This is a genomic window from Oceanirhabdus seepicola, from assembly GCF_023684385.1.
Taxonomy (GTDB): domain Bacteria; phylum Bacillota; class Clostridia; order Clostridiales; family Clostridiaceae; genus Oceanirhabdus; species Oceanirhabdus seepicola.
Map to the genome: position 1 here is coordinate 450,604 of NZ_JAGSOJ010000002.1, position 12,719 is coordinate 463,322.

Consider the following 12,719-nt stretch of genomic DNA (forward strand, 5'->3'; position numbering starts at 1 on the left):
GATACTTCTTGCCAACAGGTAAGAAGTTTTTTTATTAAAGTCTTTAATTCAGTCCAGAGAGACTGAGAAGGAGAGAGGCTCTCTCCAGAAAATAGAGGGAGGTAAATTAAATGAGTGAAAGCGTATTACAGAGAGGTAAGAGCAGCGAAAGCAGTAGTTCATTAGCAGGAGTTAAGAAGGTGATTTTAGCACTTCAACATCTAGTTGCAATGTTCGGAGCAACGGTGTTAGTTCCAATGTTAACAGGGTTTGATCCATCAGTAGCACTTGTATGTGCAGGTGTTGGAACATTGATATTCCACACTGTAACAAAAGGAAAGGTACCAGTATTTTTAGGATCATCATTTGCATTCATAGGGGTAATTAATTCTGTAAAGGTAGCATATAATGGAGATTTGTCATATGCACAGGGAGGAATTGTAGTATCTGGTCTTATATATGTATTAGCTTCATTAATTGTAAACAAAGTTGGTGTAGATAAGGTTAAGAGGTTATTACCATCTCATGTGGTTGGACCAATGATCATGGTAATCGGATTAAATCTTGTACCAGTTGCATTAGACATGGCATCAGTGAATTATATGATAGCTGGGATTACACTTGGAACTGTAATTATTGTAAAGGTGTTTGGAAAAGGTTTTTCAAAACAGTTAGCTATAATGATTGGAATTGTAATGGGATGTACAGTATCAGGAATCTTAGGATTAGTAGATTTATCAACAGTTTCACAAGCAAGTATAGTACAAATACCACATTTTAATTTACCTAAATTTAGTATGGGAGCAATAATGGTAATTGCACCTGTTGTTCTTGCAGTATTTATGGAGCATTTAGGAGATATAACATCAAATGGATCAGTAGTAGGGAAGAACTTTATCGAGGATCCAGGTTTAAATAGAACACTATTAGGAGATGGACTTGCAACACTATTCGCTGGTTTCATGGGTGGACCTGCAAACACAACTTACGGGGAAAATACAGGAGTTCTTGCACTTACAAAGAACTATGATCCATCAATATTAAGATTAGCGGCAGTATTTGCAATACTTCTTGGATTCTTAGGAAAGGTTGGAGGATTTTTAAACTGTATACCAGTATTCGTAATGGGTGGTATAAGTTTAGTATTATTCTCAATGATATCACTGGTAGGAGCTAAGACAATCAAGAATAATAAAGTTAAGTTTAATGTTAAGAACTGTACAGTTATGGGAGTTATATTATTCTTAGGATTATACGGAACATACTTTCAAAAGTATATAGGACTTAACATTTCAATACCAATAACAGAGTCTGTTAGCATAGGTGGATTAAGCCTTGCTGCTTTAGTAGGAGTTATACTAAATGTAGTATTAGGATTTGTATTCAAAACACCTGAAGCTGATAGAGTTGAAATATAATAAATTGTAATAGAGAAGAAAGAATAGAGAACAAATAAGGTGGATATTCTTCATTCTTCAAAATATCTTAAATATAGTTTGACAATTTTCTAAAGAGAGGTCATCCTGGCAAATCAGGATGACCTCTCTTTTAAATTTAAGATTTATAGTCAAAACCAAAACTATAGGCTATACATTATCCATTCTCAATTATACATTAATCTAAAGCTCTTAATTAAAGAGCCTATACATGCATTGAAGAAGATTAGTTTATTTTATCAAATTTTATATCATAACTTCCTTTAGTGTCATCTCCAATAATCTTTACATAATATTTTTCACCTTTTTCTGCTGTAAATGTGTAACTATCATCTTCATTATTTTTGAAGGTATAAATAGGGTCATCATTTCCTTTTTCTATTAATGTAACAGTAAGAGAACCTTCTTCAACTTCAGTGGTGCAACTTACTTTAACTTCATATCCAGTTTTACAGTTAATTCTCTTTGATTCAGACCCTGAGAATTTATGATATGAAGATTTCATAGAACTGGATGATTCTGAACTAAAACTCATAACTCTAGTAGAACAGCCTGTGATTACAAAAATTAAGCATATTATTATTAATAAGCCTGAAAAATTTTTTTTCATTTTACTTCACATCCTGTTCAGTTTTTGTACCACATTTTGGACATAAAATCCAATTAGGAGATATTTTTGTTCCACACTCACGACATTTATAATCTAATGAGTTCCCACAATAAGGACAGATATTATACTCTTCTTTCACATTATTTCCACAAGTGATACATTTAACTTTTACAGTTTTATTATCGCTTCTTATTATAAGATATATGAGTAGACCTAGAAGATTTGGTACGAAAACAGCAATACACATCCACATCCATGGTTCCATATTGTGTTTAGGTGCATCCTTATATATAAAAGTACTTATAACTGATAATAATCCTATTACTATAAGAAGCATTATACCGAAGACTAAATACGCATATGGTGGAAAGAATGGGTCATTTATTGATGCAAAAACAAAGATTGCAGAAATTACAAAAAATAGAAGTCCCATAAGTGACATTAATACTATAAATAAGGTTTTAAAAGGAAAGTTTTTTTCTTTCATAATTATCCCTCCTGGATAGTTGGTTTTTTGAAATAAACAATAACAAGTGCAAATATACTATTTAGTGTTAATGTAAAAGAAAAGGCTAAAGCTAAAAGTATGCTTAGTGATTTAAATGAAATATGCTTAAATATTGGGAGTAGGGATATTGGTAGTAAACAGGTCAACAAGGTAAATAGTATAAGTGCTACACCCAACATAAGTTTTGAATTATCCTCCTTCTCAGGGGAAGAATATTGTATTCTGTTAAGAGTTTTTTTTACAAGAAGCTTATCCGGAACCCTTTCTTCTTGAGAAATAGAAAATAATAGTTCATCTATATTATCGTTTTTCAAAGTCATTCACATCCCTCCATTTTTTCTTTAAGCAATTTTTTCCCTTTGTTTATTCTGGACTTCACAGTACCTACTGGTATACTAAGAATTTGTGAAATCTCTTTGTATTGTAAATTATTAAAATAAAACATTATAACTGGAACTCTATACTTATCTTTTAAATGAGATAGGTGCTCTTTAAGAATTGCTTTCTCATCATTTAAACAAACTTTTTCCTCAGGTGTCATATCCTTATCACAAATGTTATCCATTACCCATTCTTTATCTTCTGATGATAAAAAATCATTGATAATGTTTATCCATCTTTTATCTTTTCTATATTTATCTTTGTAAGTGTTATAACAGATTGAAAATAACCAACTTCTGAAATTACTATCTGGTTTGAATGAGGAGAAATTTCTGTAGGTTTTTAACCAGGTTTCTTGAAATAGGTCATCACAATCAGGAGTATTTTTACAAAGATTATAACAAAGTTTGTATAGTGAATCTTTATTTGTACAGAAAAAATCTTCGAAATTAACATTGCTTATATTTGATTTTATTGAATTTAAGTGTACACCTTCCAAAATAACCCTCCTCTCATATATTATTAACGTATGAGTTTGAATTTTGTTCACTCTTAATTGAAAAAAAGTTTTAGGAAAATGATTAATCACTATTTATTAACTGTATCTATAAAAAAGAAGGGGACCAAGAAGGCCCACTTCATAATTATTTATTGTATAAAGTTAATACTATTCAGTTAAAGATTTATTCTTCTTTGAATGGTTTTTCCAAGCATGGAGACCAAGGGATAATCCTATTACTCCGTAAGCAATGAACACTCTGAAGTGCTCTCCTATTTGAGCATCTCCAAAGAGGTTCTTACCTGCTTGTGGAGAAACTATAAATAGTGTATGGAACAGTACAGTTCCTAATAAAGCATGCTTTATCGTAGCTTTAGAAACAGAGGCACCTCCTATTAAGATAGCTGCTATGGAGAACATCGCAATTTGCTCATGACTTCCGTAAGTATTTAGTGTTCCGAGATTCTGGAGGAAGATTATCTGACCCCATGCGGCTAGAACAGTTGAGATTACTATAGCTTTAATTCTAACTTTATTAACTTTGATTCCTGATACTTCAGCTATGTGAATATCTTGTCCTACTGACCTGAAATCCTGCCCTGCTTTTGTCTTAACAATAAGTACATTGAATAGGCACAGACACAGTATAACCAACAATGTAATAAGAGGAATCTTTATATTTGATATCATATTAAGTTGTTTAATAAAAGTTGATGAGGTTCCACTTAGCAACCCAAGAGGATCGATTATAACAACAGCAACAACTATAACAACTAAATAAATAATCATATGATGGATATATTTTTTTTGAAATTTTGTATTTTTATTTTTTAAGTATCTATATATTGAATATAGAATAGCAAGAGCACTTAAGAGTATTACAAATGAAAATACTCCTATGGAAGCTATGTTATCTAATGTATATTTCAAACCATTGCTAAGATCTAATGTGTTTTTAACACCTACACCATTGGCCATTATTATTACAGGATTATTAACTGGAATTATAGTACCTACAAGAAATAGGAATAAAAGATAGTATAACCCGTTTGCAAAGAATCCTAAAATTAAGCTTGAAATCATTTCTTGACCTTTTGTTTTATTTAAAAGCATACCAGATAGAATACCAAATATTATAGCAAATGGTGTGCTTATAGCAAATGTAAGTAGCAATCCAAGAGGGGAGGCTAGAGCTGCTCCTTTTATAATCCAATTAGTTACAATTATTATTGAAATTTGACCAGCCATAGCACCAATAATAATTCCGAAATTTAATCCCATACCACATATAACAGGAATGATTAGGGATAAAACAAGGAAAGAGTTACGACCAACTCTACTTACTAGTTCTCTAAATATAAAGGAGAGAGGCTGTTTTGAGAAAATCATACCTATAATACAAATAATTATAAATATAAATGTTACTATATTACTTGATATCTTTTCATATATTTTTTTCATAATTATTTACCTCCTCCAGCTTTTGTTAAGGCATAGAGTATAATTCCATATTGAATAATAACTCTCATAACATCAGATAAGTTTCCTTCAGGGATTAGTTTATTTGCAACAGGGAGAGCAACAACTAGTAATCCTTGGAAAAGGAATACCCCTAAGATAACATTAGCTATGTTTGCTTTAGAGGAAGATGCGCCTCCTATTAATATTGCTGCAACAGCAGGGAATGCCATCATTAGTGGCGCTTTATAAAGTTGGAAAAATCCATAGCTTTGAGCATATACGATAATACCCACAGCACCAAGACTAGTTGAAAGTATTGTACCTATAATTCTTTGTTTATCTACATTTATGCCTGTTGCTGCTGCAAATTTTGGATTGCTTCCAGCAGCTTTCATTGCTCTTCCAGTTTTAGTATTGAAGAAGATCCACATGAATAAGCACATAACTAGGAAGAATAATATCAACCCCGTAGGGAAATCAAACCAACCAAATACTGATATGGATAACCAATTATTTAATAATTTATCCAGGTTAAATTCAACAAGTGATATTGTTGTTCTTAAACCGTTGCCAATAGGCCATCTTAAAAAATCATTATTGAAAGGAAGTATAAGCCAACCTATGCACATTAAAGATGTGATTGAAAATCCAGTATAGGTTGCAACCATCATTTCTGATCCTTTAACTTTGTTAAGAAGTTTTCCATATAAGAGACCTGCAAGACTAGCAAGTGGAATGGCAATTATAATTGCCACAAACAAGGCTGCAAAGCCTTTAAAATTAAACTCTAAGGATACTAACCCTCCAATAAGTCCACATACAATGCCTAAAGGTAGTCCAAAGTTCATTCCAACGCCGGATATTATTGTAGGAGCCATGGCAAGAACTAATATACCATTCATGCCCATACGAACTAGATGACTTTCAAATAGTCCGAAGAAGGGTATCTTTAAGATGTATGCTAATATATAAACAAAAACCAATAAACTTATTATAATTATTCTTGGAAGTCCTAGTTTTTTATAAATAGAATTAATAGTAGAAGTCATTATTTTTCACACTCCTTTTGAGCAATCTCTTTAAGATCATCTAAGGAATTTCCAGACATAAGCAGTCCAAATTGATAGTCATCTGAATCAGGATGGAGTATACCTTGGACCTGTCCTTCAGATACAATTGCAATTCTATGACTTATAGATCGCAGTTCTGCAAGTTCACTGGAGGTCATAATTATTGTTAGTCCAAATTTCTCGTTAAGATCCTTTAAGAGATTCAGAACTAATCTTTTAGCACCTATATCTATTCCACGAGTTGGTTCTGATACAAGCAGTAAATCAGGGGCTAGAGTTAGAGCACGGGCTATACAAACCTTCTGTTGATTTCCACCACTTAATCGACCACTAAATTGTGTTGGTCCACTACATCTAATATCTAAATCTTTAATGTACTTTAGAGAATTTCTTCTAATTCCCCACCAGTCATTTAATTTAAATAGTTTTAAATCAAGCAAGAATTCATTCTTAATTTGCATTGCTGACATAGCAATGTTATTTTCGATAGAACTCTCAAGAAGAAGTCCCACACCACGTCTATCTTCTGAAACAAAGGCAAGGTTATTCTTAAGTGAATATAGTGGGGAATTTAATGTGAAGGGTTTCCCTTTAAATTTCACTTCCCCGGAACTATGGCATAATCCCATGAGGCCATTAGATATTCCTATCTTTCCTTGACCAGCAAGACCTCCAATTCCTAAAATTTCACCTTTATAAATGTCAAGATCAACCTTTTTAACATATTCTCCAGGCATATCAACCTTTAAATCTCGTATGGTCATTAGAACCCCATCATTCTTAAATTCTTTTTTCTCATTTGAAGAGTAAGATATATCAAGAGAACGACCAACCATTTTCTCAGCCATATCTTTGGTAGTAAAGTTCGTTGATACATCACTACAAACTAATGAACCGTCCCTAAGTATCGTTATTGTATCTGCAATTTCTTTTATTTCATCTAACCTATGTGATATGAAAATTATTGCAATGCCTGATTTTGCTATCTTCTTCATGGCTTTCAATAAAATATCTGCTTCAGTTTCTGTCAATACCGCTGTAGGCTCATCAAATACTAAAAGTTTTAAGTTCTCCTTATCAATTTCACGGGCAATCTCAACGAATTGCATATGTCCTACAGGTAATCCAGCTATTTTGGAATAGCAGTCAATATCCATTCCAAGTTTATTTAAGGCTTTTTGTGATTCAACCTTCATTCTTTTAGTGTCCAAAGTTTTAAGGTTTGGTCCTAATAATTTACTTATAGGGTTGTCCTTTGTTCGTTCTCTATTAAGTTTTATATTTTCAGTAACTGTAAAGCCTGGGATTAACATAAATTCTTGGTGAACCATACCTATTCCATGATCCATTGCTTTCATAGGAGAAGAGATATTAATTTCCTCACCATCTAATATAATTTTTCCTTTGAAACCACCAGTTGAATTTATTACGGGCATTCCAAAGAGTATGTTCATAAGAGTAGATTTACCCGCACCATTTTCTCCTATAAGTGCATGGATTTCTCCAGGTTTTATTTTCAAAGTTATATCTTTTAAAACCTGATTTTCACCATAGAATTTTGATATATTATCCATCTGCAATACGTATTCACTCATGAGTCATTTAACCTCCTTTTTAAAGAGGCAGGATATTATCCTGCCTCAAGTTATTATAATTCTGATCTTTTTTAGAATGTAAGATAGTCAAGAAGGATTAAATACATGTTATCTAACTCATTTCCTTCACTGTTTGTATAAGTTGTCATTGTTATATCATTATCAGCATAATCCTTGAATAATTCTCCTAATTTTTCAGAATCATTCATTCCATCAGTATTTCCATCAAGATATGCTATAGCATACTCTGCACCAGCTTCTATAAACATCATGTTTATAGGTACTGGCCAAGTAGAGAATCTTCCTGTACCATCGTATTCAGCGATTTTAGATTTGATTTGTTCAACTGCATATGGGATATCCCCTTGTTTATCTTCTGGAATTGCAATTCCTAAAGCACCTGGGAATCCATGATATGGGCTAGGACAACAAGGTTGAGGATAAATAGCACCTTCAAGAAGACATGATTTTATAAGTGGTTCCTGCATTGAACAGTTTGTAGAGAAGAATGCAGTATCTTTACCGTATTCAGCAACTTTTCTTGGGACATCTTCAAGTATGAATTGTTGAGCACCAGGAACACCAGCATCTCCTGTTGGGTCTGGAGCAGTAGCATCTACAAACTCAAGTCCTAATTCTTTACATTGTTCTTTAAATATATCTCTTCTCATTGAAAGAAGTTGATAAGACATATGTCTTGGGAATGAATAGTGAACAAAAGTTTTAGCACCTTGTTTTTTCGCTTGTTCAATAATTGCTGTACCCATTCCAAGCTCATCTGCTTGAAGAACGATATCAGCTTTAGAAGCTATCATATCAGGATCTTCACCAGGAACACCTACGATAAATAAGATATCATCTCTCATCTCTCTTGCTTTATCAATTGCAGCAGAGCTTCCAGGTATAGCTTGACAAATAATTATTGCTTTAACATCTGGATCAGATGCCATAGACAAGACATTAGAAATGGTAACTTCCTGTTCTTTCATGAAGTCGTCAGGAGATGTCTGATGGATTATCATATCTCCATATTTTGCTTTTACTCTTTGTGCAGCTCTGTACTCTTCTTCATTTTGAGTTACAGTACCAGTCATTATACCAATTTTATAAGCTTTCTTTTTACCGTTATTATTTCCAGCTTTATCTTTACCACATGATGTTAAAGAGCTAAAAGAGAAAACAACAAACATTAATAAAAGAATAGTAGTAATTTTTTTAAACATAAATTCCCCCCTAATAATAGAGTTTCATAGTGAAACATAATAGATACTTGTCCGAAATATCAATGAGTTTGTGATTTTTAGACTTGTATGTATTAATAGTGAACTTGAAACCCTTAAACTTTAATTAATATATATTCACGTAAGAAAAATTTAGAATTATAATTTTCTTTTGGATGGGTAAATTAGTATATAAACCTTGATTTGTTGGAATAATTAAAAATTTAAGGAAGTTTTAAGGTTTAATTAAAGAACTATTCATCTTTAGGAACTATAATTTTTATAGGATAATAAAAGATAGAAATATAATATTAGGTAAGATTGGAGTGATTTTATGCCTACAATAAATATGTTTTCATCAGCAGATAAGGTAAAAGGACAGGGTGTTGGATCTGCATATATAGAACAGGTGAATTTAGTTAAGAATAATTTAAAAGAATATGATGTAAATATTAATAAGTTAAAAAAAGCAGATATAACGCATTATCATACAATAGATTTGAAGTATTATTTGGGTATTCCTTTTGCAAAATTCAGTGGAAAAACAGTTGGGTATGTACATTTTATTCCAGAAACAATAAAAGGTAGTTTGAAATTACCTAAGATTGCTGAAAAGGTATTTTTTAAATATATGATTGATTTCTATAAGAAAATGGATTATCTAGTAACGGTTAATCCGAATTTTATAGCTAAGTTAGAGGAGCATGGAATAGCTAGAGAAAAAATAATATATATACCGAATTTTGTTTCAAAGGAAAGATTTTATGAGTTTGAGCAAGAGAAAAAAGATGCAGTAAAGGCTGAATATAAAATATCTAAAGATAAATTTGTTGTTCTATCTGCAGGACAGGTACAAACAAGAAAAGGAGTAATGGATTTTGTTAATATAGCAAAAAGAAGGCCAGACATACAATTTGTTTGGGCTGGAGGATTTTCTTTCGGTAATATAACAGCTGGGTATAAGGAGTTAAAAGCTGTAGTTGATAACCCACCTGATAACGTTCTTTTCACTGGAATAGTTGGTAGGGAAAAGATGAATGACCTGTTTAATATGTGTGATGTATATTTCATGCCATCTTATAATGAATTATTCCCAATGGCTATTTTAGAAGCTATGAACACAAATACACCAATACTTTTGAGAGATATTGATGTTTATAAAAATATACTTTTTGATTATTATGCTAAAGGTGATTCAGATGATGAATTTATTGAAATTATTGATAGGTTAAAAGAAGATTGTGAGTTTAATGATTTTTATGTAGAAAAGTCTAAGGAAGGGGCATACTATTATAGTGAGGAAAATGTAACTAAACTTTGGAAAAAGTTTTATGACATGACTATGAACTCATTAAGAGGAGAAAATTAATGAAAGATAGACTTAACCTGATAATTGGAGGAGCATCTGGGCTTGTATTGCTAATATTTATATCACTAACAAAAGGTTGGGGCGATCTTATAAAACAGTTAACTTCCTTAAAATACGAATGGATAATTGGGGCTTTTTTATGTATGTTTCTTTACTGGATTTTTGAGAGTAAAAGTTTACAAACCATAATGAAGTCCTTGACAAAAGTAGATAGTTTAAAGAAATCATTCAAGGTGACTATGATAGGACAATTTTTCAACTCTGTAACACCTTTTGCCAGTGGGGGACAGCCAGCACAGCTTTTTGCTTTAACAAAGGAAGGCATAGGAGCTGGGGAAGCTGGATCAATTCTAATGATGAAATATATTGTTTATCAATCTGTGCTCACAGTATATTCTATTGTGCTTATTGTATGGAAAGCTCCATTTTTTCAGGGGAAGCTTAAAAATATATTTTATTTGAGCATGATAGGTTTTATAGTAAATACTGGAGTAATAATTGCACTACTTATATTTGCTAAATATAAAAAGTTTACACACTCGTTTTTCAATTTACTAAACAAGTTATTAAACAAGCTTAAGATTGTGAAAGATGTTAAGAGTATGGAGCAAAAACTTGATGAACAATTAGATAAATTTCATGATAATATTATAATTCTAAAGAAAAATAAAAGAGTAATAGCAAATGCTATTATATATACTACACTGCAGTTAACAGTATTTTTTGCAATACCTTATTTTGTATACTATAGCTTTGAAGGTGGAAATGCACAATTGATAAATATGATTGCGGCTAATGCTTTCGTTATGATGTTGACCGCATTTATTCCATTACCAGGGGCTTCAGGAGGAGCAGAAGGTGGATTTTACATCTTCTTTCAGTTGTTTTTCCAAGAACAAAATATCCTTACTGGAATTTTAATTTGGAGAATAATTACATTTTATTCTTGCTTGATATTTGGAGCTGTAGTACTTATGAGAACATCATATTCAAAAGGGCTTTTGGAGACGAAATAATAAAATTAAGATGAGATTAAGTTATTTGATGATATAAAAAGAATTAAGGCGTATTCATTGAATAGGCCTAAGAAAGAGAGCGGGAGTATTATGAACATTGGGATATTTACGGATTCATACTCACCAGTAATAAGTGGTGTTGTTACGTCAGCAAAAATTTTAAAAAAAGAGTTAGAGAATCTAGGGCATAATGTTACTATTGTAACTGTAAAGCATCCAGAGCTTAAGGTTGAGGAAGAGAAAAATATTTTAAGACTACCAAGTATTCCATTTCTTCCACTAAAGACACAAAGGGTTGGTAGTGTTTATTCTGCTAAGATATGGAGAAAAATAAAGAAACTTAACTTGGATATAATTCATACACAAACTGAATTCAGCATAGGTCTATTCGGAAGAATCGTTGCTAAAAGGTTGGGAATACCTGTGATACATACATATCATACAATGTATGAGGATTATGTACATTATGTTGCTCCAACTTCAATGCTGAAGCCAGCAGCAGGTTTTGCTAAGAGGGTAAGTAAAGCCTATTGCAAAGATTGCAATGCTGTTATTGTACCAACATCTAAGGTTAAGGAAAAGTTAGAGGAATATGGTTTGAAGCATGATTTCGTTGAGATTATACCTACTGGAATTGATTTGGAGCCTTTTAAAAGGGAAAATCATAGCAGTGAAGAGGGAGACCTATTAAGGGCCAAACTAGGATTAAATAAGGAGAACAAAGTTGTTCTATTCATTGGTAGAATTGCAAGGGAGAAGAGTATTGATGTTGTAATTAATGCCGTGAAAACATTAATAGAAGAAGATAAGAATGTAAGAATGCTAATTGTAGGTGATGGACCAGCTCTTGATGAATTAAAAGAGTTAGCTGGAAAATTATCAATATCTGATTATATAATTTTTGCAGGTGAGAAACCATGGAAAGATGTAGGAAAGTATTATCAGCTTGGAGATGTTTTTGTTAGTGCATCTGTAACTGAGACACAAGGTTTGACATTTTCAGAGGCAATGGCTGCAAAAGTACCTGTTATAGCTAAGTATGATAAGAACTTAGAAGATATATTAAAACATGAGAAGAATGGATTAATATTTAAAGAAGATCATGAACTTTCTATTATCCTTAAGGCGTTATTGAATGATAATGATAAGGGAAGTAAAATTGCTCAGCAAGCATATGATGAGATAGAACCTTTATCATCAAAACACTTTGGTAAGACAGTAAGTAATTTATACAGTGAAGTTATAGAATTGCATGATCAAAATAAAATTGAAAAAACAGTGTAGATAAAACCGCAATGGATAATGTATAATTGATAATGGAGAATGATGGACATTTCTCTACGAGAAATTTTAATTTTATTGTTCTTTGGACAATAAAGGATTAACTCGTTTCATTAAGAATAAAACATTATACTTGAAATACAATACTTTATTCGTTGATAAAACCAGTAAAAATATTTTTCAAAAAAATCTTTGATTTTCTGAATTACATTTAGAAGTATGAACATTACATTTAAATCAAAAAAAGTTGGTGACAATTACGTCGCCGACTTTTTCTTTTGCTTCTAAAGATTT

At 31.8% G+C, this 12,719-nt stretch carries 12 protein-coding genes; 4 read left to right on the forward strand and 8 right to left on the reverse strand.

All coding sequences use genetic code 11. The annotated features are described in order from the left end of the window. The first annotated feature begins 110 nt into the window (after positions 1–110). Positions 111–1,397, forward strand: a complete 1,287-nt coding sequence (locus KDK92_RS09650; protein WP_250859055.1) for a uracil-xanthine permease family protein — start codon at positions 111–113, stop codon at positions 1,395–1,397. A 244-nt stretch (positions 1,398–1,641) separates the two neighbouring features. Here the strand turns inward: KDK92_RS09650 and KDK92_RS09655 are convergent, their stop codons facing one another. The 8 genes from KDK92_RS09655 to KDK92_RS09690 form a co-directional block, all read right to left on the reverse strand. After that, the gene (locus KDK92_RS09655; RefSeq protein WP_250859056.1) at positions 1,642–2,025 is read right to left on the reverse strand and encodes a hypothetical protein; all 384 of its coding nucleotides are present in this window, start codon (positions 2,023–2,025) and stop codon (positions 1,642–1,644) included. A 1-nt stretch (position 2,026) separates the two neighbouring features. Next, the gene (locus tag KDK92_RS09660; protein WP_250859057.1) at positions 2,027–2,512 is read right to left on the reverse strand and encodes a zinc ribbon domain-containing protein; all 486 of its coding nucleotides are present in this window, start codon (positions 2,510–2,512) and stop codon (positions 2,027–2,029) included. 2 nt (positions 2,513–2,514) lie between these two features. Then, positions 2,515–2,853, reverse strand: a complete 339-nt coding sequence (locus tag KDK92_RS09665; protein ID WP_250859058.1) for a hypothetical protein — start codon at positions 2,851–2,853, stop codon at positions 2,515–2,517. Next, positions 2,850–3,413, reverse strand: coding sequence for a sigma-70 family RNA polymerase sigma factor (locus KDK92_RS09670; RefSeq protein ID WP_250859059.1), 564 nt, complete (start codon positions 3,411–3,413; stop codon positions 2,850–2,852). Before KDK92_RS09670 ends, KDK92_RS09665 begins: the two co-directional genes overlap by 4 nt. Before the next feature lie 168 nt (positions 3,414–3,581). Further along, positions 3,582–4,874, reverse strand: a complete 1,293-nt coding sequence (locus KDK92_RS09675) for an ABC transporter permease subunit (protein ID WP_250859060.1) — start codon at positions 4,872–4,874, stop codon at positions 3,582–3,584. A 2-nt stretch (positions 4,875–4,876) separates the two neighbouring features. Next, positions 4,877–5,923 (reverse strand): ABC transporter permease subunit, encoded by a 1,047-nt coding sequence (locus KDK92_RS09680; RefSeq protein WP_250859061.1) that lies wholly within the window; start codon positions 5,921–5,923, stop codon positions 4,877–4,879. Further along, positions 5,923–7,539: a sugar ABC transporter ATP-binding protein gene (locus KDK92_RS09685; protein WP_250859062.1), complete on the reverse strand. Its 1,617-nt coding sequence runs from the start codon at positions 7,537–7,539 to the stop codon at positions 5,923–5,925. Before KDK92_RS09685 ends, KDK92_RS09680 begins: the two co-directional genes overlap by 1 nt. Positions 7,540–7,610: 71 nt before the next feature. Further along, entirely contained in the window at positions 7,611–8,762 is a 1,152-nt protein-coding gene (locus KDK92_RS09690; protein ID WP_250859063.1) for a DUF3798 domain-containing protein, read from the reverse strand. A gap of 331 nt (positions 8,763–9,093) precedes the next feature. Here KDK92_RS09690 and KDK92_RS09695 point away from each other — a divergent pair, with 331 nt between their 5' ends. From KDK92_RS09695 to KDK92_RS09705, 3 genes are all read left to right on the forward strand, one after another. Beyond that, positions 9,094–10,128 carry a glycosyltransferase family 4 protein gene (locus tag KDK92_RS09695; protein WP_250859064.1) on the forward strand — a complete coding sequence of 345 codons (1,035 nt, stop codon included), beginning with the start codon at positions 9,094–9,096 and terminating at the stop codon, positions 10,126–10,128. After that, on the forward strand, positions 10,128–11,144 hold the full coding sequence (locus KDK92_RS09700) for a lysylphosphatidylglycerol synthase transmembrane domain-containing protein (RefSeq protein WP_250859065.1): 1,017 nt from the start codon (positions 10,128–10,130) through the stop codon (positions 11,142–11,144). The genes KDK92_RS09695 and KDK92_RS09700 overlap by 1 nt, the downstream gene beginning before the upstream one ends. A 90-nt stretch (positions 11,145–11,234) precedes the next feature. Continuing rightward, complete coding sequence (locus tag KDK92_RS09705) at positions 11,235–12,428, forward strand: glycosyltransferase family 4 protein (RefSeq protein ID WP_250859066.1); 1,194 nt, start codon at positions 11,235–11,237, stop codon at positions 12,426–12,428. Positions 12,429–12,719 lie beyond the last annotated feature (291 nt).

What these genes read in the sequence shown, in the direction of transcription:
- KDK92_RS09650 (WP_250859055.1), top strand. Translation starts at nt 111, where the DNA reads ATGAGTGAAAGCGTATTACAGAGAGGTAAGAGCAGCGAAAGCAGTAGT.
- KDK92_RS09655 (WP_250859056.1), bottom strand. Translation starts at nt 2,025, where the DNA reads ATGAAAAAAAATTTTTCAGGCTTATTAATAATAATATGCTTAATTTTT.
- KDK92_RS09660 (WP_250859057.1), bottom strand. Translation starts at nt 2,512, where the DNA reads ATGAAAGAAAAAAACTTTCCTTTTAAAACCTTATTTATAGTATTAATG.
- KDK92_RS09665 (WP_250859058.1), bottom strand. Translation starts at nt 2,853, where the DNA reads ATGACTTTGAAAAACGATAATATAGATGAACTATTATTTTCTATTTCT.
- KDK92_RS09675 (WP_250859060.1), bottom strand. Translation starts at nt 4,874, where the DNA reads ATGAAAAAAATATATGAAAAGATATCAAGTAATATAGTAACATTTATA.
- KDK92_RS09680 (WP_250859061.1), bottom strand. Translation starts at nt 5,923, where the DNA reads ATGACTTCTACTATTAATTCTATTTATAAAAAACTAGGACTTCCAAGA.
- KDK92_RS09685 (WP_250859062.1), bottom strand. Translation starts at nt 7,539, where the DNA reads ATGAGTGAATACGTATTGCAGATGGATAATATATCAAAATTCTATGGT.
- KDK92_RS09690 (WP_250859063.1), bottom strand. Translation starts at nt 8,762, where the DNA reads ATGTTTAAAAAAATTACTACTATTCTTTTATTAATGTTTGTTGTTTTC.
- KDK92_RS09695 (WP_250859064.1), top strand. Translation starts at nt 9,094, where the DNA reads ATGCCTACAATAAATATGTTTTCATCAGCAGATAAGGTAAAAGGACAG.
- KDK92_RS09700 (WP_250859065.1), top strand. Translation starts at nt 10,128, where the DNA reads ATGAAAGATAGACTTAACCTGATAATTGGAGGAGCATCTGGGCTTGTA.
- KDK92_RS09705 (WP_250859066.1), top strand. Translation starts at nt 11,235, where the DNA reads ATGAACATTGGGATATTTACGGATTCATACTCACCAGTAATAAGTGGT.